The sequence below is a fragment of the Luteimonas soli genome (genome assembly GCF_042648865.1).
GTDB classification, from domain to species: Bacteria; Pseudomonadota; Gammaproteobacteria; order Xanthomonadales; family Xanthomonadaceae; genus Luteimonas; species Luteimonas soli.
The window spans coordinates 523,542-548,125 of record NZ_JBHRYA010000007.1; the positions used below are offsets into that span (position 1 = coordinate 523,542).

Sequence of the window (24,584 nt, forward strand, 5' to 3'; positions counted from 1 at the left end):
CTGTGCATCGCGGTCGTGTTCGGCCGGAAGTGCACGGGAAAACAGCAGCGATCGGCGACTTGGTCAAAAAAGTGCCAAACGGCACTCTTTCATATGAATCAAGCACTTGCCCGTGAAACCATGCGCCCGTGGAGCGAGGGGTTCGCGGGCCGTCCAGCTTTGTGACGACGCCATGACCGCTGTGTACAACCGATTTGGCCCGCGGCGGCGGGCAGGCCGATTTTTCCCGGTTAGTCAAGGGGGAAGGCCTCGCCCGCGGCGGCTATCATGCGGGGCGATCACACCGAGCAGACGATGCCGCGCACCCTCCACGACGCCGTTTCGGCGCCGGCCGCCCTGACCGCTTTCCTGCGTGGCGTAGAACGCCGCGGTGCGGTGTTCGCGCAGCTGCAGGTCGGCGACGCCGCCACCGGCGACCGGGCCCTGGTCGCCGCGATGCGCGCCTTCCGCCTGCCGGCGGCGAAGATCCCGTTCGCCGACTGGCCGCGCCAGTTCTGGACCCTGCTGCTGGCCACGCCGGAGCTGCGCGAGCAGCCGCAGGCGCCGTCCTGGGGCAGCGGTTTCGGCGCACTGGCCGGAATCGGCCGCGGGCCGCGCGCGGCGCTGCTGCTGCGCCTGGTGGCGGGGCTGCCCGAGGCCGAGGCCGCCGCGGTGCTGGGCGTGGCCCGGCCGACCTACCGGCTGGCGCTGCAGCGCGCCCTGCCGCACGGCGAGGACGGCCAGCCCGATACCCAGGGCTGGCGGATGCTCGGCGAGGCGACGCGGCACGCGGTGCGCGACCTGTCGGCCGAGCGCATGGCGCAGCTGGCGCGGATGCGCGAGGCCGCGGCGCTGGGACGCCGGCTCGACCCGCCGGCTGCGCCGCCGCGCGAGCGCGACCCGGCCGAGCCGGCGTCGTGGCGGACGCCGGCGATGATCGCCGCGGCGGCGGTGACCGCGCTGGCGTTCGGCGCGACCTTCCTGCCGGTGTTCGACGATCAATCCGACCAGGCGCCGACTTCGCGGATCGAAGTCGCGCCGCTGCCGCCGGGCGACGCGCCGGAGTCGACCTTCGACGCCCGCGCCGCGCTGCTGACCCACCCCGATTTCGACATGCTTGCCGACGCCTCGGCCGAGGAAGCCGCCGCGCGCGATCCGGGCTTCCACGCCTGGCTTGCGGCCGGAGCGAAGGTGCCTGTCATCGAGCCGGAAGGCGACGACGCCGCCAGCGTGGTGGCGGCCGACGCCGATGCGCCCACGGAAACCGAAGATGCGCCCTGAGCGCGCCACCGTTGCGTTGCTGGCGTTGGCGTTGGCGTTGGCGCTGCCAGCCGCGGCCGCCGCGCAGTCGCTGCCGCCCGGCCTGCTGGAAAAGGCGCAGGCCCTGCCGGCGCCGACCCGCGCCGAACTGCAGCGCCACGCCGCGGCCCTGGCGGCGATGACGCCCGCGCAGCGCGCCGCGCTCGAAAAGCGCGTGGCGCAGTGGGATGCGCAACTTCCGGCCGTGCAGCGCGAGCGGCGAGAGGCCTGGCAGGCGTGGCGCGCGCTGCCCGAGGCCGAGCGCCGGCAGCTGCGGGCCGCGGCGAAGGCGTACGCCGCGCTGCCGCCGGACCGGCAGCAGGAACTGCGCGCGAAGTACGACGCGCTCGACGGCAGCGAACGCCGCGGCTGGATGCTCGGCCCGGTGCTGGGCGCGGACTATCCGAAGCTGCACGCGTTGGTCTCGCAGGTGCCGTCGGACCAGCGCGAGGCCCTGCTGGCCGCCCTGCGCGCGCTGTCACCCGAGGGTCGCGACGACCTGGCCGTGCTCGCACAGCGCACGCCACCGCAGGCGCGCGACGCCCTGCGCACGGAGCTGCTGGCGCAGCCCGAAGCACAGCGCGATGCCTGGCTGCGCAAGCGCCTGCGCAGGTGAAGCACCGGTGCGGACAGTCGATGGGTCGCAGCCCTCGCGACCCGCCGTAGGTCGGGGCTACGCCCCCGACGCCCCGCGATCGGTCAAACCGGCCGGCTTTCGTTCGTAGCCCGGACAACGCGCAAAGAGCCGTCGGGGACGTAGCCCCGACCTACGGCTGGCTGAAGCCCCTCGGTCTACGCGTAGACCACGGCGAACAGGGCCGCGAACGCGGCGCCGAAGCTCAGCAGCACCACGTAGCAGAACCCGAGCACCGAGTACTTCAGGAAGGTCATGATCCAGCCCTGTCCGTAGGCGTGCTTCTGCATCAGCAACAGATAGATGGGCATCCAGCACCAGAGCAGGCCCTCGATCCACGTGAACATGGTATGCAGCGCGCCCGCTTCCGGCGCCAGCCAGCGCTGCAGCGCCATCACCAGGAACACCAGCAGCAGCGCCAGGCACAGGAACGCGTGGCTGTGCAGCGCCACCAGCAGGTGCTCCATGTAGAGCCGGCGCTTGAAGATGTAGGCGATCTTGAGCATCAGCGCGAACACCGGCAGCAGCACGAACAGCGTTGCCGGCATCGCACCCAAGTAGGCGTCCTTGAAGAATTCCTGGTCGGTGCGCATGCGTTCGATGTTCTTCTTGCCGCGCCCGACCTGTGCGTTGAGCCAGCGGTTGGCGAAGTCCGGCCACCAGCCCACGGTCAGCGGGTTGGTCACCGGGTCCCAGGGCTCGCCGTTGAACGAAAGGGTGTTCTCGTCGTCGTCGGCATTCACGTCGACGCGCGGGTCCGTCGCTGCCGCCGATGCGTCGTCGCCGGTTGCGCCGGGCTCGCGGCCGCCGGCGCCGTCCCCGGGCTTCGCACCGGCCGGGTCTCCGGCATCCGCCGATGCTGGTGCGGCGGACGCCGACGATCCGGACTTCGCACCCTTCGCCTCGCGCCGCTCCAGCACCCGGATGCGCGCGTCGGCGCTGTTGCGGATCGCCTGCTCGGCGATGCCCAGCCCCGCACCGAGCCCGGGCACGTCCGCGCCGTCGCCCTTGCGCGCTTCGGCCAGGTCCGCGAGCGCTTCGTCGCGCTGGCGGATGACTTCCTCCACCGTCTGCACCTGCGAGAAGCTCGCGTCGACGGGGCGGTCGTCGAAGTTGACGTTGTCGCCGAAGCTGAGCATCAGCTGGGCGACGAAGAAGGTGACGATGGCCAGGGTCACGAACAGCCGCACCGGGCTGACGTAGCGCACGCGGCGACCGGCGAAGTATTCGCGGGTCAGGAATCCGGGGCGCGCCAGCAGCGGCCACAGCGTGCGCGGCAGGCGCGTGTCCCAGTTGAGGACGGTGTCGGTGAAGTCGCCGAGGATGGTGGAGAAGTGCCGCACCATGCCGGTCACCGGCTGGCCGCAGGCGTAGCAGTACTCGCCCAGCAGCGGCGAGCCGCAGTTGCCGCAGGCGCCGCGCGCCGATGCCGGAGCCGGTGGTGGCGGCGTTGCCGGCTCGCGCCGGGCGTTGTCCTGGTCTGGCATCCGACTGTCCTCCGGCACGGCGAACGTGTCGCGTGCCATTCACGAAGGTCGGTAACATAGCCGCCAGCCGCGACCCGGCGCCAGCGCCCGACGGCCGATCGGCGCGCGGCCGCAGTCGCGCGGCACGCATCGCCTCCCCATGTCCCTCCCGATCCACGCTCCCGTGCGCTTCCGTGGCGAAGTGCGCACCACCGCCGTCCTTGCCGCGCCACTGGTCGCCGGCCACGTCGCGACCGGCATGATCGGCTTCGTCGACGCCGTGCTCGCCGGCCACCACGGCACCGCCACGCTGGCCGGGGTGTCGGTGGGCACGGCGCTGTTCTGGCTGGCGATGATGATCCCGATGGGCACGCTGATGGCGCTGCCGCCGTCGGTGTCGCAGCTCGACGGCGCGGATCGCCGCGACGAGATCGGCCCGCTGTTCCGGCAGTCGCTGTGGCTGGCGGCGGTGCTGGGCGTGGTGCTGTTCGCGCTCCTGAGCCTGGCGGTATACGCGCTGGGGCCGATGGGGATCGCGCCCGGGATCCGCCCTGGCGCGGCCGACTTCCTGCGCGGCATCCGCTGGGGCGTGCCGGCGCTGACGCTGTACTACTGCATGCGCTACCTCAGCGACGGCCTGCACTGGACGCTGCCGACGATGGTGCTCGGATTCGGCGGACTGCTGTTGCTCGTGCCGCTGGGCTGGGTGCTGACCTTCGGCCTGTTCGGCCTGCCCGAGCTGGGCGCCGGCGGCCTGGGCATCGCCTCGGCGATCATGCTGTGGGCGCAGGTGCTGGCGTTCACCGCATACCTGGCGCGCTCGAAGCGGTTCGCGTCGCTGGACCTGTTCGTGCGTTTCGACCGGCCGCACTGGGCCGCGATCCGCGGCCTGCTCGCCACCGGCCTGCCGATCGGGGTGACGGTGCTGATGGAAGGCGGGCTGTTCATCGTCACCGCGCTGTTGATCGGCCGCCTGGGCGAGTTGCCGGCGGCCGCGCACCAGATCGCGATCAACGTCGCCAGCCTGTGCTTCATGGTCCCGTTCGGGCTGGCCGAGGCGACCACGGTGCGGGTCGGCAACGCGGTCGGGCGGGGGCGAGGCAGCCGCGGCGTGCGCCGGGCGGCGTTCGCCGGCGGCGTGCTGGTGCTGGCCACGCAGCTGGTCGGCGGCTCGATCCTGCTATTCGGCCACGACCACATCGTGGCGCTGTACACCCGCGACGCGGCGGTGGCGGCGCTGGCCTCGTCGCTGCTGCTGTACGCGGCGGCGTTCCAGTTCCCCGATGGCATCCAGGTGCTGTCCGCCGGCGCCCTGCGCGGGCTCAAGGACACCCGCGTACCGATGCTGCTGGCCGCCTGCGCCTACTGGGGCATCGGCATGCCGCTGGGCGCCTGGCTCGGGCTGTGGCTGGGCTGGGGCCCGCGCGGGATGTGGATCGGGCTGATCGCCGGGCTGGTGGTCGCCGCCCTCCTGCTCGGCGCGCGTTTCCTGCGCTCCTCGACCGGGCAGCGGGTCGCCACGGTGACCGATGGCGCATGAAAACGCGGCGGCGGGCGGGCTATCCTGCCGTATCGGCCGCCTGTCCCTGCTGTTGTAGGAGCGGCGGAAGCCGCGGGTTTTTCCTGGCCTGATCGAAAAGCCCGCGGCTTCCGCCGCTCCTGCAAGGGCATCCACAAGGGTGTCGGCCCCACGAATTTCCCTGGAGTTCCTGCAATGAACCAGCCCCGCCCGGGCAACCGCAACGGTCCCGTCGCCGCCTTCTTCATCTTCGTCTGGGACGCGATGAACTTCGTCCGGCGGCTGGCGTTCAACATCCTGTTCTTCGGCCTGCTGCTGATCCTGCTCATCGCGATGGCGTCGGCCGGGCGGGTCAAGCCGCTGCTCGACGACACCACGCTGGTGATCGCGCCCGAGGGCATGCTGGTCGAGCAGTACAGCATCGACCCGGGCATGCGTGCGCTCAGCGCGCTCAGCGGCACCGGCGTGCACGAGGTGCAGCTGCGCGACCTGCTGCGCGCACTCGACGCGGCGCGTACCGACGACCGCATCGAACGCGTGCTGCTGCGCGTGGACGGCATGGGCTTCTCCGGCTACGCCTCGATCCGCGAGGTCGCCGCGGCCGTGGCCGAATTGCGCGCGGCGGGCAAGCAGGTGGTGTCCTTCGGCGAAAACCTCGACCAGATGCAGTACCTGCTGGCTGCGCAGGCCGACGAGGTCTACATCGACCCGATGGGCGGGCTGATGCTGGAGGGCCTGGGCCGTTACCACCAGTTCTATCGCGAAGGCCTGCAGGACAAGCTCGGCGTCGACGTGCACGTGTTCAAGGTCGGCGAGTACAAGTCGGCCGTGGAACCCTTCATCCTCGACGCCGCGTCGCCCGAGTCCAAGGAAGCCGACCTGTACTGGATGAACGATGTCTGGCAGCGCTATCTCGCCGACATCGCCAAGGTGCGCAAACTCAAGCCGGCGCAGCTGACCGCGGGCATCGACAACCTGCCGGCCGGGATCGAGGCCGCAGGCGGCGACCTGGCCAGGTACGCGCTGCAACAGAAGCTGGTCGACGGGCTGAAGACGCAGGAACAAGTGGAAGACCTGCTGGCCGAGCGCGGCGTCGCCGACGACGAGGCCGAGGGTGGCTTCCGCCAGGTGTCGCTCGGCGCCTACCTGCAGCAGATGGACGGCCCGCTGACGGTGGACGAGCGCCCGCAGGTGGCGGTGGTGGTCGCCGAGGGCGCGATCGCCGGTGGCGAGCAGCCGGCCGGCAGCATCGGCGGCGAATCCACCGCCGCGCTGCTGCGCGAGGCGCGCGACGACGACAACGTCAAGGCCGTGGTGCTGCGCGTCGATTCGCCCGGCGGCGAGGTGTTCGCCTCCGAGCAGATCCGCCGCGAAGTGGTCGCACTCAAGGAAGCCGGCAAGCCCGTGGTCGTGTCGATGGGCGACCTGGCCGCGTCCGGCGGCTACTGGATCAGCATGAACGCCGACCGCATCTACGCCGACCCGTCGACGATCACCGGCTCGATCGGCATCTTCGGCATGATTCCCACCATCCCGCGCACGCTGGAAAAGATCGGCGTGCACACCGACGGCGTCGGCACCACGCGCTTCGCCGGCGCGTTCGACATCACCCGGCCGCTGGATCCGGAAGTCGGGCAGGTGGTGCAGTCGGTGATCGAGAAGGGTTACCGCGACTTCACCGGCCGCGTCGCCAAGGCGCGCGACCGCACGGTGGAGCAGATCGACGAAGTGGCCCGCGGCCGCGTGTGGAGCGGCGCACAGGCGAAGGAGCGCGGGCTGGTCGACGCGTTCGGCGGCCTGCGCGACGCGATCGCCGACGCCGCCACGCGCGCCGAACTCGGCAAGCAGGACGACTACCGCGTGCGCTACATCGAGAAGATGGCGACCCCGTTCCAGCGCTTCTTCACCGGCTTCGCCGGCAGCCGCCTCGGCGGCGCGTGGCTGCGGCACTCGGAGTTCGCGCGCGAGATGGCCGGCGCCGCCGTGCTGGCCAATGCGGTGCCGCAGGTGCGCCACGACCTGCAGTTCCTCGACGCCGCCATCGCCCGCCCCGGCCAGCCGGTCAAGGCACTGGCGTACTGCTTCTGCGGCTTCTGACAACAAGCCCCGGGCTTCTCTGAAGCCCTCCCCTTCAAGGGGAGGGTTGGGTGGGGATGGGTTTCCCCACAGCCGCTCCCACAGGCGTACGGGGCGCCGCAGCTTTCCATCCGCAACCCGGACAACGCGAAAGCCGTCGGGGGCGTAGCCCCGACCTACGACCCCGTCGCCGCATCGATCGCCGCCTTCTGCTTCTCCGCCGCGTCCTGCACCGCACCTTCAACCGCCTTCGCCCGATCGATCGGCGCCTGGATCGCGTCGTGCAGCTGCGTATTCGCCTGCGGCTCCGGCGGCTGGTCCGGGGGCGGCGGCGGTGGCCGGTTGCACGCGGTGCAAGCCAGCGTCAGCAGCAGCGCACCAGGAATCATCGTCGACGTTGCGAGTGACCTCGGCATGGCGGCATCCTCGATTGGCCTCGGCGCTATGCTACGCCCACCCCGAACCGGAAGGCCGCAATGGACCCGCACCGCTGGCGACTCGACGGACAACTGGCGCTGGTCACCGGCGGCAGTGCCGGCATCGGCCGCGCGATCGCGCGCGAACTGCTTGGCTTCGGCGCCCGCGTGCTGATCACCGCGCGCAACGGCGACCTGCTCGAGAACGCGCGCGACGAACTGGCCGAGGAATTCCCCGGCGGCGACATCCGCGCCCTGATCGCCGACGTCGCCGACGACGAACAGCGCCGCGAACTGCTCGACTGGGTCGAGGACCAGGACGAAGGCCTCAACATCCTGGTCAACAACGCCGGCGGCAACCTCAGCCGCGCCTCCACCGAATACACCGAGGACGAGTGGCGCGAGATCTTCGAGGTCAACCTGTTCAGCGCCTTCGAACTCACGCGCTACGCCTACCCGCTGCTGACGAAACACGCGGTGTCGAGCGTGGTCAATGTCGGCTCCGTCTCCGGCGAAACCCACGTGCGCAGCGGCGCGCCCTACGGCATGACCAAGGCCGCGATGCACCAGATGACCCGCAACCTCGCCGTCGAGTGGGCCGAGGACGGCGTGCGCGTCAACGCCGTCGCGCCCTGGTACATCCGCACCCGCCGCACTTCGGAAAAACTGTCCGACCCCGACTACCTCGACGAAGTGCTGCTGCGCACGCCGATGGGTCGCGTCGGCGAGCCCGAGGAAGTCGCTGCCGCCGTTGCCTTCCTGTGCCTGCCTGCGGCGGCCTACATCACCGGTGAATGCATCGCGGTGGATGGCGGGTTCCTGCGTTACGGGTTCTGACCGCGCCGTTTTGGACACGACCGCGTCGACAAGCCACGATCCCGAACTGCTGCGCCGCCTGCTGCGCGCCAAGGACAGGATGGACGCCGCCTCGCACGAGGCCTGGCCCGTGCAGCGGCTGGCGCGCGTGAGCCACGTGTCCGCGGCGCACTTCGCGCGCGCGTTCAAGGACGCCTTTGGCGTGCCACCGCACCGCTACCTGCTCACGCGCCGGATCGAACGCGCCACCGCGTTGCTGCGCGACACCGACATGCCTATCCTCGACATCGCACTGCAGGCCGGCTGGAACAGCCTGGGCACGTTCGGCCGCACCTTCCGCGACGTCACCGGCGAAAGCCCGCGCGAACTGCGCGCGCGGCAGCGGGCCGCCACGCACGCGCTCGAACAGGTGCCCGGCTGCTTCCTCAGCGCCGCCCAGCGGCCCGACCTCACCATCGCAGTTTCGGAGAAGCGACGGCGCGAGGCCGGCGATACCGTGGGTGCCCCCAATACGAAGGAAGACCCATGAACCACAGCGCCCTGGCAAACAACATCACCGTCACCGGTTTGGTCGTCGGCCTGTACGTGCGCGACCAGGACGAAGCCCACGACTTCTACGTCGGCAAGCTCGGCTTCCGCGTCCACACCGATGCCCGCAACGGCGACTACCGCTGGCTGACCGTGCAACACCCGGACCAGCCGTCCTTCCAGCTCGGCCTGTTCGCGCCGCAGCCGCCGACGGTCGACGCCGCAACCGCGCAGACCCTGCGCGAAATCGTCGCCAAGGGCGCCATGCCGCCGCTCGTACTTGTCGTCGACGATTGCCGCGCCGCCCACGAGCGGTTGCAAGCCCGCGGCGTGGAATTCACCCAGGAACCAACGGAACGCTACGGCAGCGTGGATGCCAACTTCCGCGACCCGTCCGGGAACGGCTGGAAGATGATCGAGGCGCGAACCGCTTGAAGCCTTCTTCAAGTGGATGAGGTGGTCTACCTGCACGGCATCGCCGTGGTGGCCGACCGAAGGCCCGGCGCGCTGCGCCGGGCCGGGTTCCCCGCCGCCGCCGGGCACGGCTCCTAATCGCCGCCACCACAGGTCGTGTCGTTGAGGATCTTCGTCACTCGCGCGAACTCTTCCTGCAGGCGCGGCTTGTCGGCGCCGGGGGCGTAGCGCCAGGTGGATTCGATTTCGCGCTGGCGCTGCTTCCAGCCTTCGCAGGCGGATTCGTCGGGGACGCGCGAGCACAGGTCGTACTTCATTTCGCAGGCCTGGCCGCCGGCGCGGTTGGGGTCGCCGGCCAGGCCGGTGGTCTGCAGCCGCACGCAGCGGGGCTTGGGGTCGGCGTCTTCGCTCAGGTAATGCTGGTTGTCCCAGGTGTTGCACTGGTACAGCGGTGGAGGCGGCAGGCGGTCGGCGTCGGCGAGCTGTTCCGGCGGCGCGGCCTGCGGGCGTTCGACGGCGGGCGCCTGCGGCTCGGGGGCCGGTTCGAGTTCGGGGACTTCGGTGACGATCGGCGGCGGCGACTCGTAGTTCGGGATCACCATCGGCGACTCGACGACCTGCAGTTCCTGCTTGCTGCCCTTGGGGCAGGGGATGCCGTTCTGGATGGTCAGCGCGCCGAGCGCGTTGGTGCAGCGGTAGATGGTGTCGGTCCGGGTCTGCTGGGCCTGCACGGCCGTCGCCGCGGCCAGCACGGCAAGCAGGAATACCACGCGTTGCATTCAGGCTCCCCCGCAGTCCTCGGACAGGCGCGCGCTGATGCCGCGCTCTTCGACGTTGAGTGTCGCACGCTCGTTGGCCTGGGCGTTGAACCGGCGCTGGCGGATCTGTTCGCGGCGGTCGCGCAGGCGCGCGCAGACTTCCCGCTGCGGCAGGGCGTGGCACTCGTCGTGCACCCAGTAGCCGCCGCTGCCGTAGCCGTAACCATGGCCGTGGTGGCCATGCCCGTGGCCGGGCGGGGGCAGAGTCGGCGGTGGCGGGGTCGGGTCGACGCTGCGGAAGCGCAGCGTCGGCGGGCCGTTGCCGCCGCTCGTGCCGCTGCGCGCGGACGTGGTCGTCGCGATTGGCGTTGCCTGGCTACGGCCGTGGGTGGCGCCGGAGCCGCGCCGCCACGGGCCGCCGTAGGACGACCAGTTCGAGATCCAGCGCGGATTGCCTTCGCCGTCGTCGCTGGTGTAGCGGCTGCCGTCATCGCGGATGCATTCGTACATCGGCCGCGGGTCGTGCGTGGCCACGACGGGCTGCGGGGACGGTTCCGGCGCCGGCTGCAGCGCCGCAGGCGCGACGGGTTCGGCACGCGGCGGCGGGTCGCTGGGCTGGATCATGCGCCGGGTCTGCTGCGACTGGTCGTCGCCGCAGGGCGAGTCCTGCACGGTCAGGTGGCCGCCGGCGTCGGTGCAGCGGTAGATGGTGATGTCGCCTTCCTGCGCGAACGCGCCGCCGACGCTCGCGGCCAGCAGCAGCAACAGCAGCAGGCGGGGCGGGCAGGTGACCATGCCGGCATTTTGCGCACGGAAGGCGCGAAGGTGAAGTGCAGGGGTTGGCGTTTGTTGAAATGGCTGCACGCACGGGCGAATCCCGCATACCCCTTCTTCAAAAGGGCATGAGCGGTTCCCGATTCGCGGCCCCCGCCATTCAGGCCCGCAGTTCAGTACCGCTGCGGGCGTCGCGGATCGGGGTCGGGCGCGGCAGGTCGCCGGTGGCGCCGGGAACGTGGCCGTCGATGGCGGCCAGCAGCGCGGGGTCGATCTGCGCTTCGGTCCGCGGCGGCGGGAGGCCGGCTGGATTGGCGCTCGTCGACACCAGTGCGCCACCGAAGGCTTCGCACAGTGCGACCACGACCGGATGCGCGCTGACCCGCACCGCGACGCCGTCGTGGGCGCCGGTGATCCAAGGTGGCACGCGCGGCGTGGCAGGCACGATCCATGTGTGCGGGCCGGGCCAGGTGGCGAGGACGTCGTCGCGGCGTTCGCGCGGCAGGGCGTCCCAGTCGGCCAGTCCGTCGAGCTGTGCGGTCGAGGCGGCGATGAGGATCAAACCCTTGTCGACGGGGCGTTGCTTCACTGCCAACAGGCGCAGCACTGCCGCCTCGTCGAAGGGATCGCAGCCCAGTCCCCACACGGCCTCGGTGGGATAGGCGATCACGCCGCCAGCGTGCAGGACGGTGGCGGCTTCGGTAGGGGAGAGATGTGGCATGTGGGGATTGTAGGTCGGGGCTACGCCCCCGACACCCGCGAGGTCGGGTTGGGCCGCGATCCGGATCCGGTATGCGTGGGCGTTTCGCGGGCGTCGGGGCGTAGCCCCGACCTACGTCAAAGGCATCCCGCGTGCGTGGATGGTTCGCGGATTTGCGCCGTAGGTCGGGGTTACATCCCCGACGCCCGCAGCCTCACGGCGAGCCGCGGCCTGGATCCGGTGTGCGTGGATGATTCGCGGGAGTCGGGGGCGTAGCCCCGACCTACGTCAGAAGGGGGCGTCGTCGCCGGCGGTTTTCTTCGCCACCTTCTTCGTGGCCTTCTTCGCCGTGGTCTTCTTCGCGACCTTTTTCTTCGCGACCTTCTTCGTCGCCTTCTTGGCGGCCTTCTTCGCCGGTGCCTTCTTCGCGGTCGTCTTCTTGGCCGGCGCCTTCTTTGCCGCGGCCTTCTTGCCGAAGCGCCCGCGCATGGGCTTGCCGGTTTCTTCCATCAGCTTGACCACTTCCTCCAGCGTCAGCGACGCCGGCTCGCGGTCCTTCGGGATCCGCCCGTTGAGGCGGCCGTCGCTGATGTAGGGGCCGTAGCGGCCGTTGAGGACCTGGATGTCGCTGCCCTCGAACTCCTTGATGATCCGGTTGCGCGCGATCTCTTCCTTTTCCTCGATCAGGAACACCGCGCGGGCGAGGTCGACGGTGTAGGGATCGTCTTCCTTCTTCAGCGAGGCATACACGCTGCCGCGCTTGGCGAACGGGCCGAAGCGGCCGATGCCGACGCTGACTTCCTCGCCCTTGTCCTCGCCCAGCTTGCGCGGCAGGCGGAACAGGTCGATGGCTTCTTCCAGCGTGATCGTGTGCATGCTCTGGCCGGGGCGCAGCGAGGCGAAGCGCGGTTTCTCCTCTTCGCCCTCGGCGGTGCTGCCGATCGCCGCGTACGGCCCGTAGCGACCCAGGCGCACGCTGACCGGCTTGCCCGATTTGGGATCGGTGCCCAGTTCGCGCGCGCCGGTGGCCTGGCTGCGGTCGACGCTTTCGGTCTTCTCGTCGACCAGTTCCTTGAACGGGCCCCAGAACTTCTCCATCAGCGGCACCCACTCCTCCTCGCCGCGCGACACGGCGTCGAGTTCGTCCTCGAGCCTGGCGGTGAAGTCGTAGTCGACGTACTGGGTGAAATGCCCGCTGAGGAAGTTGGACACCGCGCGGCCGACGTCGCTGGGGCGGAAGGCGCGGCCTTCCATCTCCACGTACTTGCGGAACAGCAGGGTCTGGATGATCGAGGCGTAGGTGGACGGGCGGCCGATGCCGTATTCCTCCAGCGTCTTGACCAGCGAGGCCTCGGTGTAGCGCGGCGGGGGCTGGGTGAAGTGCTGGTCGGCGTGGATGCGGTCGAGCGGCACGCGGTCGCCGGTCTTCATCGCCGGCAGCTTGCGGCCCTCGTCGTCGTCGTCCTTGCCCTTGCTGTCCTTGCCTTCCTCGTAGACGGCCAAAAAGCCCGGGTCGACCACCGTGGTGCCGCTGGCGCGGAAGCTGTGCTCGCTGCCGGCGGCCAGGTCCACGGACACGGTGTTGAGCGTGGCCGGCACCATCTGCGAGGCGACGGCGCGCTTCCAGATCAGTTCGTAGAGCCGGCGCTCGTCGTCGGACAGGAAGCGCGCGACCTGCGCCGGGGTGCGCAGCGCGGAAGTGGGGCGCACCGCTTCATGCGCTTCCTGCGCGTTCTTGGATTTGGTGGTGTAGAAATTCGGCTTGTCCGGCAGCGCGCCGGTGCCATAGTCGCGCGCGATCACGTCGCGGATCTCGCCCAGCGCCTCGGCAGACAGGTTCACCGAGTCGGTACGCATGTAGCTGATCAGGCCGACCGTGCCTTCCTCGCCGATCGCCACGCCTTCGTACAGCTTCTGCGCCACCTGCATGGTGCGGCGGGTGGTGAAGCCGAGCTTGCGCGAGGCTTCCTGCTGCAGGGTGGAGGTGGTGAACGGCGCGGCCGGGCGGCGCTTGCGCTCCTTGCTGGCGACGTCGGTGACGTGCAGCGCGCCGTTGGCGGCCGACACGATGCGGCGGCGCGCCTCTTCGGCGGTGTCGCCGTCGGTGATGGTGAACTGTTCGAACTTCTTGCCGTCGAGCTTGGTGAGCTTGGCGGTGAAGGCCTGCACCGGGTGCGCGCACTCGGCCTCGACCGACCAGTACTCGCGCGCGACGAAAGCTTCGATTTCCTCCTCGCGCTCGACGATCATCCGCAGCGCAGGCGACTGCACGCGCCCGGCGGACAGGCCGCGCTGCACCTTGCGCCACAGCACCGGCGACAGGTTGAAGCCGACCAGGTAGTCCAGCGCGCGCCGCGCCTGCTGGGCGTCGACCAGGTCCGATGCGATGCCGCGCGGGCTGGCCATGGCCTCGCGGATCGCGCGCGGGGTGATTTCGGTGAACACCACCCGCTGCAGGGTCTTGTCCTCGAGCAGGCCGCGCTCGCGCAGGATCTCGGCGATGTGCCAGCTGATCGCCTCGCCCTCGCGGTCCGGGTCGGTGGCCAGGAAGATGCCGTCGGCGGCCTTGGCGGCCTTGGCGATGGCCGCGACGTGCTTCTCGTTCTTCTCGATCAGGTCGTAGCGCATGCGGAAGCCGTGTTCCGGGTCGACCGCGCCCTCCTTCGGCACCAGGTCGCGGACATGGCCGTACGAGGCCAGGACGGTGAAGTCCTTGCCCAGGTACTTGTTGATCGTCTTGGCCTTGGCCGGCGATTCGACGATGAGGAGGTTCTTGGCCATGGGCGGCTGGGCCTGTCCTTTGCGGTGCGTGGGGCGGAGTGGGAGCCGCGGCAATATATATGGTTTGCAGAAGAGCACGCCCGCAGCCTGGGCCACGGGCGTTCAGGTTTTCACCTATTTATAGTGGAATCACGCCGCGGCGGGGGCTGTCAAGCCCTGCCGCGCGGCTCCCCGGTCAGTGGCCGGCCGCGCCGACCGCCGCCAACGCTGCGAACATCAGCAGCAGCATGCCCACGAACAGCAGCCCGCCCAGCACCAGCACCACCCAGGCCACGGTGCCCAGTTCCTCGCGCTGCCGGTCCGGATGCGCGGTGAAGGCCCACTGGTCGACCACCACGGTGTCGCAGATCATGTCGTGCAGGGTCTGCTTGCGCGCGGTGAAGGCGGCCATCAGGAAGCCGATGCACAGGATCAAGCCACTGAGGATCATGGCGAAGTAGCGCCCGAAACCGCGCCAGAAGCCGAAGCCTTCGCCATCGCTGCGGACCGCCTTGATGCCGATCGCCATCTTGCCCGGCGTGGCCTGGTTGGCGGAGGCGTAGAACCAGCCGTAGTAGCAGGCGGTGAGCAGCAGCGAGGCCAGCTGCGCGATCAGCTGGATGGCCAGCGCGGTGCCGCTGTCGAGGCCGCCACCGAAGCCGAAGGCGACGCCGATCACGCCGCCGATCGCACCGCCGACGACGACGCTCAGCAAGCCGATGATCACGCTGTCGATCAGGTAGGCCGCGACCCGCTTCCAGAAGCCGGCATGGACCACGTGGCCGTCCAGGTACACGTCCGCCGCGCGCTCCACCGTTGCCATCGGCGGGGCGTAGGGCGAGCGTGGTTCGGCCAGCGCGTAGGGGTCGGAGGCGGCGCCTGCCGGCGTGTCCGCGGATGCGGTGGCGAAGCTCGCCCGGGCCGCGGCCGGATGCGCGGTTTCGGGGAGCACCTCGGCCATCACCGTGTGCCAGGGCTGCCACTGCGCCATGCCCTCGCGCCAGACCAGGGTGGCGGGGTCGAGCTGGCCGCCGGTGTGCAGCGCGGCCAGGTCCGAGGCGGCCACGGGGCCGTGGCGGTTGCGTTCGTAGTCGCTGTAGTACCACTGGGCCATGGCGGGTCTTCCGTGCGTGGGTCGTGCGGGCGGGTCAGTTGGCGCGGCAGTGCTGCGGGCGGTAGCGGGCGGGCAGGTCGCCACCGCTGCAGTCCCAGCCGGCCAGATCGCCGTCGCGCAGCGCTTCGAACAGCCAGGTCCGGCCTTCGATGGCGGGCTTGCCGTGCAGGGTGAACTCGAACGCGCAGTTGCCGTTGGCCAGCGCGCCGAATTGCACCGTGGTCGCCTTCTCCATGGCGGCGAACTGCTCCAGCAACGATGCGAAGTCGTCGTTGCCGGGACAACGGCCGTGGGCGCCCTCGAACTCGTCGACCGCGCGCTGCATCGCCGAGGCGGCCCCGACCAGGCCGGCGGTGGCCTCGGAGCGGATCATGTAGTCGTTGTAGGCGGGAATGGCGATCGCCGCCAGGATCGCCACCACCGGCACGGCGACCACCGCTGCCACGATCGCCACGATGGCGCAGCCTGACAGGCCGCGCCGGGCCTGCGGCGGCACGTTGCCGCGCGGGCTGGCCGAGGGCGGGCGGTGCGCCGCGGCAGGACGCGCGGTGACCGGCGGTGGTGCAGCCGGAGGCAGCGGTGGCGGCTGCGAGGCGTCGGGGGTGACCGTGTCGAGCTGCAGCTCGTCGGAGAAGTGGTCCAGCGGCTGCCATTCGCGCGCGCCGGCATGCCAGGCCAGCGTGTCGCGCTGGATCCGGCGGTCGACGTAGCGTGCGCGCACCTGTTCGGCCGAAAGCGGTCCGACGCGGCCCTGTGCGGGGTCGTGGTAGTACCAGTCCGTCATGTTGTCCCCTGTTGCCCCGTGCGGAGCGCAATCCGCGGTGACTGCGCCTCCCCGGCGCTGCCTCCCCGCTCCCTCGTTCCCAATGCGCCGTCATCCCCGCGAAAGCGGGGGCCCAGTGTCTTCAGGCGGCAGAAATCAAAGACGCTGGGTTCCCGCTTTCGCGGGAATGACGGTCAAAAGCAATTCCCCTGGTGCGCAGCCCTAGTGCACCGGCTCCGGCTCGTCGGCGAACATCTGCGTCTCCATCCACGCGTACGCGGCCTCGGAACCGGGCTGGTTGAACAGCACCATCAGCACGACCCACTTCAGGTCGTCGAGGTCGAGCTCGTCCTGGTCCAGCGCCATCGCCCGGTCGAGCACCAGCTCGCGCTGGGCCGGGTCGAGGATGCCGTGCTGCTCGAGCACCATCAGGAAGCCGCGGCACTCGACGTCGAGCTTGTCCAGCTCGGGGCCGAAATACACGCGGGTGGGGCCGTCGACGCGCTGGATCGCGGCGCTGGGGCGCTGCGCGGCGAGCGCGTCGAGCCAGTCGAAGGCCTTGCTGGTTTCCGAGGGGCTGAAGCCGGCCTGGAGCAGGCCGCTCTGGAGGGAGTCGCGGTCGCGGACGAGGTCCGCGTCTTCGGTGAAGTAGTGTTCGAACAGATAGAGCAGGACGTCCAGGATGCTCTCTTTCATTTCCCCCGGCCTGCGCCCGGAGGCGCGGTGTTCGCGGTGTCATGGCGCTTTCGGGCGTAGCGGCCGTGTTCCACGGATACGCGTCCCTCCAGTTCCATGACCAGCAGCATGGATGACAGTTCGGCGGTCGTCAATCCGGTGCGTTCGACCAGCCGATCCATACCGGTTGGGTCATGCCCGAGGGCTTGCCACAAGCGGTTGTAGTCGGGATCGTCCATCACGCCGGCGCTGGAAGGGCCGGCGACGGGCGTCCCGGGCCCTGAACTGGGGGCGTCCAGGCGGCTGCGCAAGGCGTCGCCGAGTTCGGCCGCCAGCGGCGCCACGGCGGCGATGACTTCGCCGGCCGCCTCCACCAGGCCGGCGCCTTCGCGGATCAGGCGGTGGCAGCCGCGGGCCATCGGGTTGTGGATCGAGCCGGGCACGGCGAACACGTCGCGGCCGGCCTCGCTGGCCAGGCGCGCGGTGATCAGGGCGCCGGAGCGCTCGGCGGCCTCGACCACCAGTACCCCCAGCGCCAGCCCGGCGATGATCCGGTTGCGGGCTGGGAAGCGGCCGCGCTGGACGCCGACCCCGGGCGGGTATTCGCTGACCACCGCGCCGTGCTCCGCGATGCGGGCGTACAGGCCGGTGTTGGCGCGCGGGTAGGGGTGGTCGATGCCGGTGCCGAGCACGGCCACGGTGACGCCCCCTGCGCCCAGTGCGGCCTCGTGCGCGGCGGTGTCGATGCCGGCGGCCAGGCCGCTGGCGATGCCCAGGCCGGTCGCGGCGATGGCGCGGGCGAAGTCGCGCGCGTTGTCGCGGCCGCCGGCGGTGGGCGAGCGGCTGCCGACCACGGCCACCGACGGGTGCCAGAGCAGGCCCGGGTCGCCGGCCACGAACAGGGCGAGCGGCGGGCTCGGGATGCGCCGCAGCAGGGCCGGGTAGTCGGGATCGTGCCAGCCGAGCAGGTGGTGGTCGGGTTCGGCCAGCCAGGCGCGGGCGCGCTCGCGCTGTGCGGACACGGTGGCGGTGGCTTCGATCGCGCGCACCTGCGCCTCGTCGCAGCCGGCGGCGCGCCACGCCCGTGGGCCGGCGGCGAGCGCGGCGGCGGGGTCGCGATGGGCATCGAGCAGGGCGCGGCGCGTGGCGGCGCTGCCGCCCGCCTCGACCAGGTGCAGCAGCGCGTCTTGGTTGTCGTTAGTCATCGCAGGGCCTGTTAACGCCATGGGCATGGGTCGCGTTGTGTCTCAGTGGTCGCCAGGTGTCGTTGCGCGGCGCCGGGCAGACTGGCCGTCTGCTCAAGCCGCGCGGCGGCGGCTGGCGGCTACTGAGGCGCAACCCGAAGGGCCGGCCGTGCGCGGCCCATGCCCATGGCGTTAGCAGGCCCTAGCGTAATGCGGAAACGACGACGGCGCCCTCGGGCGCCGTCGCGTTGTTGCGTCAGGAAAACCTGAATCTCAGTACGGTGCGTCCGGATGCTTGAGGTGATAGCCGATCCGGGTGGGCTTGGTGCTGTCCATGACCAGGCCGTAGCTGACCTTGTCGTAGGTGCGGAACACGATCACGTGGCCGGCGTACTCGTCGGGCAGGCGCACCTTGCCGTCGAAGCTCTCGGCGCCGGCCGGGAAGTCGGCGCTGTGCTCGACGCGGTCGACGACGTTGCTGCCTTCGCGCCAGATCGAGAACACGGTGCCGTTGTCGACCCCTTCGCGGGCACCGACCGACAGCGCCACCACGTCGCGCGGGCCGGCGGCGGTCAGGGCATCGGTCGCGGCCAGCACGCGGGCGCGGCCGTACTCGAGCTGCTGCTTCGGCGGGTGCGGGAAGAACTGCAGGTCGTAGGGCTGGGCGTCGACCGCGATCAGGCGGTCGCCGATGCGCACTTCGCGGCCGGCCTCGTCGAGCAGCACGGTGCTGGCCTCGATGCCGCCCACTTCGCCGCGGGTCACGGTGCCGACGTTCACGCGCATCAGCTCGTAGCCCAGCGTCTCGCCGCCCTTGTCCGGGAACACGACGTGGTTCCAGTACTTGCCGAAGTCGACGTCGCGCTTGCCGCGGTAGTCGAGGTCGTCCTTCTCGAGCAGGTCGCAGCACATGCCGGAGCGTTCAAGGCGCGTGTAGCGCACGGTCGGGCGCACCACCAGGTAGCGCTGGCCGGGCGCGGCCGCGGACAGGCCGCGCACGTAGACGACCTGGCCCTCGCTGCCGCGCAGGCGGTCCTCCTCGAGGCCGACCACGTAGGGCAGCTGCTCGAAGTCGTCGACCACGCGCAGGTCCTTGAGGAACGGCTCGATGTCCGACAGCGGGATCGCGTTGATCGGCTGGGCGACGTCGCGCGGGCCCTGCTGCACGGTGACGCGGTCCAGGTAGGCCAGGCTGATCACGTCGCCCGGATAGATCAGGTGCGGGTTGCTGATCTGCGGGTTGGCCTGCCAGATCTCCGGCCACAGCCAGGGATGCTGCAGGAACTTGCCCGCGATGTCCCACAGGGTGTCGCCGCGCACGACGACATAGGTATCGGGATGATCGCCACGGACGCTCTGCGCCATGGCGTAGCCCGCCACCATCAGCAGTGCGACTGCAAAACCCGTGCGAAGCCCCCGAGCGAAGCGTTGTTTAGAGCAACGCTGAAGCATGCCGGCCATCTACTTGCTCCCCTTGGAATTTTCCGGAATTTCCCCATTCCAGCCGGGGCACTATAGCCTACAGAACCCGGCGCAACGCAAGCCCGCGGGGGCTACAATTGCGGCATCGAGTCCACGGTTGTGACCGGTGCCACCCTTTGGCCACGCCGGAGCCCCCCGCAGCGCCCCGCGACTGCCGGACGCCCACGCCGACCACCAGAACGCCTTCCCATGCCCCTGCTTCCGATCCTCGAGCTGCCCCATCCGCGCCTGCGCAACGTCGCCGGCGCCCTGGATGCCGAACGCATCGCCACCGCGCAGTTCCAGCGCCTGCTCGACGACATGTTCGAGACCATGTACACCGCGCCGGGCATCGGCCTGGCCGCGACCCAGGTCGACGTGCACGAGCGCTTCATGGTCATCGACGTGACCGAGGGCCGCGACCAGCCGCTGGTGTTCATCAACCCGGTGATCCGCCGCCGCACCGAGCAGCTGCGCGAGCACCAGGAAGGCTGCCTGTCGATCCCCGGCATCTTCGCCGACGTGACCCGCGCCGACGGCATCGAGGTCGAGGCCCTGGACCGCCACGGCAAGCCGTTCGTGCTCGAGGTCGACGACCTGCTGGCGACCTGCATCCAGCACGAGGTCGACCACCTGGACGGCAAGCTGTTCATCGACTACCTGTCGCCGCTGAAGCGGGATCGGGCGTTGAAGAAGTACCAGAAGCTTCAGAAGGGCCGGGATTAGGGATTCGGGATTGGGGATTCGGAAGAGCATGATGGATCGCCGGGCGCTCATGCCTTTCCGAATCCCCAATCCCGAATCCCCAATTCCGACCCCATGAGAATCGTCTTCGCCGGCACCCCCGAGTTTGCCGTTCCCTCGCTGATCGCCGCCGCGCGCCGCAACGAGGTCGTCGCCGTCTACACCCAGCCCGACCGGCCCGCCGGGCGCGGGCGCGCGCTGACGCCGTCGCCGGTCAAGCGCGCGGCGGTCGAGCGCGGGATCGAGGTGTTCCAGCCCGGGTCGCTGAAGTCGCAGGTGTCGCGCGACGCGCTTGCGGCGCTGCGGCCGGACCTGCTGGTCGTGGTCGCCTACGGCCTGATCCTGCCGAAGTCGATCCTCGCCATCCCGAAGTTCGGCTGCTGGAACGTGCACGCCTCGCTGCTGCCGCGCTGGCGCGGCGCGGCGCCGATCCAGCGCGCGATCGAGGCCGGCGACACCGGCACCGGCGTGTGCCTGATGCAGATGGAAGCCGGCCTGGACACCGGCCCGGTGCTGCTGTCGCAGCCGCTGGACATCGGCCCCGACGAAACCGGCGGCCAGCTCCACGACCGCCTCGCCGAACTCGGCGCGCAGGTGCTGTCCGACGGCCTCGGCCTGCTGCGCGCCGGCATGCGCCCGGTGCCGCAGCCGCAGCCGGCGGAAGGCGTGACCTACGCGCACAAGCTCGACAAGGCCGAGGCCAAGCTCGACTGGTCGCAGCCGGCGCAAGTGCTGGCGAACAAGGTGCGCGCCTTCAACCCGTGGCCGATGGCCGAGGCGATGGTGGCCGGCGAACGCCTGCGCATCCACGCCGCGGTGGCGTTGCCGCGCGAACGCGACGCGGCGCCCGGCACCTTGCTGGCCGCCGGGCGCGACGGCCTCGACGTGGCCTGCGGCGAAGGTGCGCTGCGCATCCGCACGCTGCAGCGCGACGGCGGCAAGGCGATCACGGCCGCGGATTTCCTCAACGCGCGGCGCGACTTGCAGGTGCCGCGCGGCGCATAGGACCGCAGGCTGGGTTGGTGAAGCCAGCCCGGCCCGTGATCCTTGTGGGGCAGCTTCAGCCGCGAGCTTTGCCCCTCCCCCTGCGAAGGCAGGGGGTGAGGAGGGCCGCTTGCGAACCACCGGTTCGCGGCCCGACGAACGCCATCGAGTTGTGCTCGATGGCCGGACGGGTTGGGGAGGGGTGCCGTTGGGATCGGCTCGAACCGTGGCCACCCCCTCCCAGCCTCCCCCTGCCGTCGCAGGGGGAGGGGCAAAGCTCGCGGCTGAAGCCACTCCCAAAGGAGCGGGTACCAGGTGCGGGTCTTGAGCCATGGTCTGTGCGCCGCCGGCCGGCAGGCGGAGAATGTGGCGATGAACGACGACAAAGGGGCCCGGCCACGCGCCATCGCCGCGCAGGTGCTCGATGCGGTGCTGCATCGCGGACGGTCGCTGAAGGCCGAACTGGCGACGGCGCTGCCCGCGCTGGCCGACGTGCGCGACCGCGCGCTGGTGGAGGCAATCTGTTTCGCCGCGCTGCGCCAGCAGGCGCGGGCCGATGCGGCGCTGCGGGCGTGGGTGCCGCGGCCGCTGGGCAAACGCGACGGTGCGCTGCGGGCGCTGCTGCACGTGGGCTTCGCGCAACTCGATCCGCTCGGGCTGCCGCCGCATGCTGCGGTCGATGCGACGGTGGGCGCCGCACGCCTGCTCGGTCGCGCGCACCAGCGCGGGATGGTCAATGCGCTGCTGCGGCGCGCGCTGCGCGAGGGCCTGCCAGATGCGCGGGCCGATGCGGGGTGGCCGGCGTGGCTGCGCGACCGGCTGCGCGCGGACTGGCCGGAAGACTTCGATGCGATCGTCGCCGCCAGCGCCTCGCCGGCGCCGATGTGGCTGCGGGTCAACCGCCTGCGCGGCAGCCGCGACGAGTACGCCGAGCGGCTGCGCGAGACCGGCATCGAGGCGACCACCGGCGAGGCGCTCGCCGATGCGCTGCGGCTCCACGTGCCGGTCGCGGTTGCCGCGCTGCCCGGCTTCGACGATGGCGACGTGTCGGTGCAGGACGGCTCCGCGCAGGCGGTGGCCGATGCGCTCGCGCCGCCGGTCGGCAGCCGCGTGCTCGATGCCTGCGCCGCGCCCGGCGGCAAGGCGGCGCACCTGCTTGAACGCGACCCGTCGCTGCGCATGACCGCGCTCGACGTCGATCCCGAACGCCTCGAACGCGTGCGCGAAACCTTCTTGCGGCTGGGCGTCGGCGAAGACGCCGACCTGCGCGTGGCCGACGGGGCGGACCTCGAAAAATGGTGGGGTGAAACCACCGGCGACCGCTTCGACGCCGTACTGCTCGACGTCCCGTGCTCGGCCACCGGCATCGTGCGCCGCCAGCCGGACATCCTGCTGCACCGCCGCGCGGCCGACCTCGACGCGCTGCGCGCCACGCAGGCGCGCCTGCTCGACGCCGCGTGGCGCGTGCTCGCGCCCGGCGGCGTGCTGCTGTATGCGACCTGTTCGATCCTGCAGGCCGAGAACGCCGCACAGGTCGATGCCTTCCTCGCCCGCACGCCCGATGCCGCGGCCGAACCGCTGGACGCGCGCTTCGGCCGCGTGTCCGGCGCCGGTCGGCAGCGGCTGCCGGGCGAGGGCGGCATGGACGGCTTCTTCTACGCGCGCCTGCGCCGGCGCTGACCGGCGGCAACGGAATTCCGACGCCGCGCGCGTCTATCATTCGCCGCATGCCGTCGACACGCGACTCCCGTGACTTCTGGTTGCTGGCCATCCTGGCCCTGCTGGTGCTCGCGACCGGCATCGGCCTGCGCGACCCCTGGCCGGCCGACGAGCCGCGCTTCGTGCTGGTGGCGAAACAGATGTGGGAATCGGGCGACTGGTGGTTCCCGCACCGCGGCCAGGAGCTGTATTCGGACAAGCCGCCGCTGTTCTTCTGGCTGCTGGGCGCCAGCTACGCGCTGGTGCGCAACTGGACGGTCGCCTTCCTGCTGCCGTCGCTGCTCGCCGCGCTGGGCACGCTGTGGCTGACCTTCGACCTCGGCCGCCGGCTGTGGAGCCGGCGCGCCGGGCTGTGGGCCGCGGCCGCGGTGCTGTGCGCGTTCCAGTTCGCCTACCAGGCCAAGCGCGCGCAGATCGACCCGACCGTGGTGTTCTTCATCACCCTGGCCTTCTACGGCCTGGGCCGACACCTGCTGCTGGGGCCGCACTGGCGCTGGTTCTGGGCGGGGTGTTTCGCGGCGGGGCTGGGGGTGATCAGCAAGGGCGTGGGTTTCCTCGCGCTGCTGGCACTGTTGCCGTACGCGTGGATGCGCTGGCGCGACTGGCAGGGATTGAGCGCGCCGGCGCCGCGCGGGGCCGGGCGCTGGGCGCTGGGCGCGGTGGCGTTCCTGGTCGCGATCGGGCTGTGGCTGGGGCCGATGCTGTGGATGGCGCTGTCCGATGGCGACCCCGCGCATCGTGCCTATGTCGATGACCTGCTGTTCCGGCAGACCGCCACCCGCTACGCCGATGCCTGGCACCACACGCAGCCGGCCTGGTACTTCGCGCGGGTGGTGGCGGTGTCGTGGCTGCCGTTCTCGCTGCTGTTGCCGTGGCTGTTCAAGCCCTGGCGCGAGGCCTGGCGCATGCGCGACGCGCGGGTGTGGCTGCCGTTGGCGACGTTCGTGCTGGTGGTGCTGTTCTTCAGCATGAGCGCCGGCAAGCGCGACATGTACATCCTGCCGGCGCTGCCGATGCTTGCGCTGGCCGCCGCGCCGTTCCTTGACGGCCTGCTCGAACGCCGCGGCGTGCGCCGTGCGTTGTTCACGCTGGCGCTGCTGCTGGGGCTGGGGTTGCTGGCCGCCGGCGTGGCGGCGCTGGCGGGCGAGCCGCGATTCGAGCTGAAGCTGGAAGCCGGGCGCGGCATGCCCGCCGGGCAGGATGGTGTGTGGTGGGCGCTGGCCGCGATGGGCGCCGCGATCACCGGCGCGGCGCTGTGGCTGCAGCCGCGGCGCGCGGTGGCGCTGGTTGCGGCGATGACGGCGGTGCTGTGGTGCGGCTGGGGCCTGGCGATCGCGCCGCAGCTCGATGGCGAGAGTTCGTCGCGCGACCTGATGCGCGAGGTGCGCGCGCTGGCCGGCCCCGGCACCGAGGTCGGGCTGGTGGCCTGGCGCGAGCAGAACCTGCTGCAGGCGCGGGGACCGACGATGGAGTTCGGCTTCAAGCGCACGCCGGTGCAGCAGTGGAACGCAGGCGTGGCCTGGGCTTCGCAGGCGCCGGGCACGCGGGTGCTGTTCGTGCGCGAAGTCGATGCGCTGGCCGACTGCCTGCAGCGCGCCGGCGCGCGCCACGTGGGCGTCGCCAATCGGCGTACCTGGTCACTGGTGCGGCCGGACGCGGTGCCGGCCGATTGCCACCGGTTGCCGGAAAGCGCGGATTCGCAGAAGGAGGCCGCCGCCGCCCAGGCCGAGGGCTGACGGCGGGCTGGCATCCGGGTTCACCATGGCCACGGGCGTGGCGGCGGGTGCGCCATGCGACACTG

At 71.0% G+C, this 24,584-nt stretch carries 22 protein-coding genes; 11 read left to right on the forward strand and 11 right to left on the reverse strand.

Annotation, left to right across the window (positions count from 1 at the left end):
* The first annotated feature begins 294 nt into the window (after window positions 1–294).
* Window positions 295–1,260 carry a hypothetical protein gene (locus ACFONC_RS09715; RefSeq protein ID WP_386743572.1) on the forward strand — a complete coding sequence of 322 codons (966 nt, stop codon included), beginning with the start codon at window positions 295–297 and terminating at the stop codon, window positions 1,258–1,260.
* A complete protein-coding gene (locus ACFONC_RS09720) occupies window positions 1,250–1,894 on the forward strand; it encodes a DUF3106 domain-containing protein (protein WP_386743574.1) in 645 nt (214 codons plus the stop codon). The genes ACFONC_RS09715 and ACFONC_RS09720 overlap by 11 nt, the downstream gene beginning before the upstream one ends.
* Window positions 1,895–2,070: 176 nt before the next feature.
* Here the strand turns inward: ACFONC_RS09720 and ACFONC_RS09725 are convergent, their stop codons facing one another.
* Window positions 2,071–3,399 carry a DUF3667 domain-containing protein gene (locus ACFONC_RS09725; protein WP_386743576.1) on the reverse strand — a complete coding sequence of 443 codons (1,329 nt, stop codon included), beginning with the start codon at window positions 3,397–3,399 and terminating at the stop codon, window positions 2,071–2,073.
* 139 nt (window positions 3,400–3,538) lie between these two features.
* Between ACFONC_RS09725 and ACFONC_RS09730 the strand changes: the two genes are divergently transcribed.
* Both ACFONC_RS09730 and sppA read left to right on the forward strand, forming a co-directional pair.
* Window positions 3,539–4,918 carry an MATE family efflux transporter gene (locus ACFONC_RS09730; RefSeq protein ID WP_386743578.1) on the forward strand — a complete coding sequence of 460 codons (1,380 nt, stop codon included), beginning with the start codon at window positions 3,539–3,541 and terminating at the stop codon, window positions 4,916–4,918.
* A gap of 174 nt (window positions 4,919–5,092) precedes the next feature.
* Window positions 5,093–6,994: a signal peptide peptidase SppA gene (gene sppA, locus ACFONC_RS09735; protein ID WP_386743580.1), complete on the forward strand. Its 1,902-nt coding sequence runs from the start codon at window positions 5,093–5,095 to the stop codon at window positions 6,992–6,994.
* 155 nt (window positions 6,995–7,149) lie between these two features.
* On the opposite strand, the gene ACFONC_RS09740 is transcribed toward sppA, so the two are convergent.
* The gene (locus ACFONC_RS09740; RefSeq protein WP_386743582.1) at window positions 7,150–7,389 is read right to left on the reverse strand and encodes a hypothetical protein; all 240 of its coding nucleotides are present in this window, start codon (window positions 7,387–7,389) and stop codon (window positions 7,150–7,152) included.
* Window positions 7,390–7,449: 60 nt separating this feature from the next.
* Between ACFONC_RS09740 and ACFONC_RS09745 the strand changes: the two genes are divergently transcribed.
* The 3 genes from ACFONC_RS09745 to ACFONC_RS09755 all read left to right on the forward strand — a co-directional run bounded on the left by ACFONC_RS09745 (window position 7,450) and on the right by ACFONC_RS09755 (window position 9,168).
* Window positions 7,450–8,226, forward strand: coding sequence for an SDR family oxidoreductase (locus ACFONC_RS09745; protein WP_386743584.1), 777 nt, complete (start codon window positions 7,450–7,452; stop codon window positions 8,224–8,226).
* 79 nt (window positions 8,227–8,305) lie between these two features.
* Complete coding sequence (locus tag ACFONC_RS09750; RefSeq protein WP_386744637.1) at window positions 8,306–8,734, forward strand: helix-turn-helix transcriptional regulator; 429 nt, start codon at window positions 8,306–8,308, stop codon at window positions 8,732–8,734.
* Window positions 8,731–9,168 carry a VOC family protein gene (locus tag ACFONC_RS09755; protein ID WP_386743586.1) on the forward strand — a complete coding sequence of 146 codons (438 nt, stop codon included), beginning with the start codon at window positions 8,731–8,733 and terminating at the stop codon, window positions 9,166–9,168. Before ACFONC_RS09750 ends, ACFONC_RS09755 begins: the two co-directional genes overlap by 4 nt.
* Window positions 9,169–9,281: 113 nt before the next feature.
* Here ACFONC_RS09755 and ACFONC_RS09760 read toward each other — a convergent pair whose 3' ends face one another.
* The 9 genes from ACFONC_RS09760 to ACFONC_RS09800 all read right to left on the reverse strand — a co-directional run bounded on the left by ACFONC_RS09760 (window position 9,282) and on the right by ACFONC_RS09800 (window position 19,240).
* The gene (locus ACFONC_RS09760; RefSeq protein ID WP_386743587.1) at window positions 9,282–9,926 is read right to left on the reverse strand and encodes a hypothetical protein; all 645 of its coding nucleotides are present in this window, start codon (window positions 9,924–9,926) and stop codon (window positions 9,282–9,284) included.
* A complete protein-coding gene (locus ACFONC_RS09765; protein ID WP_386743589.1) occupies window positions 9,927–10,700 on the reverse strand; it encodes a DUF4124 domain-containing protein in 774 nt (257 codons plus the stop codon).
* A gap of 139 nt (window positions 10,701–10,839) precedes the next feature.
* Window positions 10,840–11,400 carry an L-threonylcarbamoyladenylate synthase gene (locus ACFONC_RS09770; RefSeq protein ID WP_386743591.1) on the reverse strand — a complete coding sequence of 187 codons (561 nt, stop codon included), beginning with the start codon at window positions 11,398–11,400 and terminating at the stop codon, window positions 10,840–10,842.
* 267 nt (window positions 11,401–11,667) lie between these two features.
* Window positions 11,668–14,160 (reverse strand): DNA topoisomerase I, encoded by a 2,493-nt coding sequence (locus ACFONC_RS09775; protein WP_386743593.1) that lies wholly within the window; start codon window positions 14,158–14,160, stop codon window positions 11,668–11,670.
* A 175-nt stretch (window positions 14,161–14,335) separates the two neighbouring features.
* Window positions 14,336–15,253: an RDD family protein gene (locus ACFONC_RS09780; protein ID WP_386743595.1), complete on the reverse strand. Its 918-nt coding sequence runs from the start codon at window positions 15,251–15,253 to the stop codon at window positions 14,336–14,338.
* Window positions 15,254–15,287: 34 nt separating this feature from the next.
* Window positions 15,288–16,037, reverse strand: coding sequence for a GYF domain-containing protein (locus ACFONC_RS09785; RefSeq protein WP_386743597.1), 750 nt, complete (start codon window positions 16,035–16,037; stop codon window positions 15,288–15,290).
* A 201-nt stretch (window positions 16,038–16,238) separates the two neighbouring features.
* On the reverse strand, window positions 16,239–16,712 hold the full coding sequence (locus ACFONC_RS09790; protein WP_386743599.1) for a DUF494 family protein: 474 nt from the start codon (window positions 16,710–16,712) through the stop codon (window positions 16,239–16,241).
* On the reverse strand, window positions 16,709–17,896 hold the full coding sequence (gene dprA, locus ACFONC_RS09795) for a DNA-processing protein DprA (protein ID WP_386743600.1): 1,188 nt from the start codon (window positions 17,894–17,896) through the stop codon (window positions 16,709–16,711). The genes ACFONC_RS09790 and dprA overlap by 4 nt, the downstream gene beginning before the upstream one ends.
* A gap of 252 nt (window positions 17,897–18,148) precedes the next feature.
* A complete protein-coding gene (locus ACFONC_RS09800) occupies window positions 18,149–19,240 on the reverse strand; it encodes a LysM peptidoglycan-binding domain-containing protein (protein WP_386743602.1) in 1,092 nt (363 codons plus the stop codon).
* 306 nt (window positions 19,241–19,546) lie between these two features.
* Here ACFONC_RS09800 and def point away from each other — a divergent pair, with 306 nt between their 5' ends.
* From def to ACFONC_RS09820, 4 genes are all read left to right on the forward strand, one after another.
* Window positions 19,547–20,062, forward strand: a complete 516-nt coding sequence (def, locus tag ACFONC_RS09805) for a peptide deformylase (RefSeq protein WP_386743604.1) — start codon at window positions 19,547–19,549, stop codon at window positions 20,060–20,062.
* Between the two features lie 93 nt (window positions 20,063–20,155).
* On the forward strand, window positions 20,156–21,085 hold the full coding sequence (fmt, locus tag ACFONC_RS09810) for a methionyl-tRNA formyltransferase (RefSeq protein ID WP_386743606.1): 930 nt from the start codon (window positions 20,156–20,158) through the stop codon (window positions 21,083–21,085).
* A gap of 351 nt (window positions 21,086–21,436) precedes the next feature.
* Window positions 21,437–22,744, forward strand: a complete 1,308-nt coding sequence (rsmB, locus tag ACFONC_RS09815; protein WP_386743608.1) for a 16S rRNA (cytosine(967)-C(5))-methyltransferase RsmB — start codon at window positions 21,437–21,439, stop codon at window positions 22,742–22,744.
* A gap of 47 nt (window positions 22,745–22,791) precedes the next feature.
* Window positions 22,792–24,519 (forward strand): ArnT family glycosyltransferase, encoded by a 1,728-nt coding sequence (locus ACFONC_RS09820; protein ID WP_386743610.1) that lies wholly within the window; start codon window positions 22,792–22,794, stop codon window positions 24,517–24,519.
* Window positions 24,520–24,584 lie beyond the last annotated feature (65 nt).

Coding starts and splice junctions, on each gene's coding strand:
- ACFONC_RS09715 (WP_386743572.1), top strand. CDS start 295: ATGCCGCGCACCCTCCACGACGCCGTTTCGGCGCCGGCCGCCCTGACC.
- ACFONC_RS09720 (WP_386743574.1), top strand. CDS start 1,250: ATGCGCCCTGAGCGCGCCACCGTTGCGTTGCTGGCGTTGGCGTTGGCG.
- ACFONC_RS09725 (WP_386743576.1), bottom strand. CDS start 3,399: ATGCCAGACCAGGACAACGCCCGGCGCGAGCCGGCAACGCCGCCACCA.
- ACFONC_RS09730 (WP_386743578.1), top strand. CDS start 3,539: ATGTCCCTCCCGATCCACGCTCCCGTGCGCTTCCGTGGCGAAGTGCGC.
- sppA (WP_386743580.1), top strand. CDS start 5,093: ATGAACCAGCCCCGCCCGGGCAACCGCAACGGTCCCGTCGCCGCCTTC.
- ACFONC_RS09740 (WP_386743582.1), bottom strand. CDS start 7,389: ATGCCGAGGTCACTCGCAACGTCGACGATGATTCCTGGTGCGCTGCTG.
- ACFONC_RS09745 (WP_386743584.1), top strand. CDS start 7,450: ATGGACCCGCACCGCTGGCGACTCGACGGACAACTGGCGCTGGTCACC.
- ACFONC_RS09750 (WP_386744637.1), top strand. CDS start 8,306: ATGGACGCCGCCTCGCACGAGGCCTGGCCCGTGCAGCGGCTGGCGCGC.
- ACFONC_RS09755 (WP_386743586.1), top strand. CDS start 8,731: ATGAACCACAGCGCCCTGGCAAACAACATCACCGTCACCGGTTTGGTC.
- ACFONC_RS09760 (WP_386743587.1), bottom strand. CDS start 9,926: ATGCAACGCGTGGTATTCCTGCTTGCCGTGCTGGCCGCGGCGACGGCC.
- ACFONC_RS09765 (WP_386743589.1), bottom strand. CDS start 10,700: ATGGTCACCTGCCCGCCCCGCCTGCTGCTGTTGCTGCTGCTGGCCGCG.
- ACFONC_RS09770 (WP_386743591.1), bottom strand. CDS start 11,400: ATGCCACATCTCTCCCCTACCGAAGCCGCCACCGTCCTGCACGCTGGC.
- ACFONC_RS09775 (WP_386743593.1), bottom strand. CDS start 14,160: ATGGCCAAGAACCTCCTCATCGTCGAATCGCCGGCCAAGGCCAAGACG.
- ACFONC_RS09780 (WP_386743595.1), bottom strand. CDS start 15,253: ATGGCCCAGTGGTACTACAGCGACTACGAACGCAACCGCCACGGCCCC.
- ACFONC_RS09785 (WP_386743597.1), bottom strand. CDS start 16,037: ATGACGGACTGGTACTACCACGACCCCGCACAGGGCCGCGTCGGACCG.
- ACFONC_RS09790 (WP_386743599.1), bottom strand. CDS start 16,712: ATGAAAGAGAGCATCCTGGACGTCCTGCTCTATCTGTTCGAACACTAC.
- dprA (WP_386743600.1), bottom strand. CDS start 17,896: ATGACTAACGACAACCAAGACGCGCTGCTGCACCTGGTCGAGGCGGGC.
- ACFONC_RS09800 (WP_386743602.1), bottom strand. CDS start 19,240: ATGGCGCAGAGCGTCCGTGGCGATCATCCCGATACCTATGTCGTCGTG.
- def (WP_386743604.1), top strand. CDS start 19,547: ATGCCCCTGCTTCCGATCCTCGAGCTGCCCCATCCGCGCCTGCGCAAC.
- fmt (WP_386743606.1), top strand. CDS start 20,156: ATGAGAATCGTCTTCGCCGGCACCCCCGAGTTTGCCGTTCCCTCGCTG.
- rsmB (WP_386743608.1), top strand. CDS start 21,437: ATGAACGACGACAAAGGGGCCCGGCCACGCGCCATCGCCGCGCAGGTG.
- ACFONC_RS09820 (WP_386743610.1), top strand. CDS start 22,792: ATGCCGTCGACACGCGACTCCCGTGACTTCTGGTTGCTGGCCATCCTG.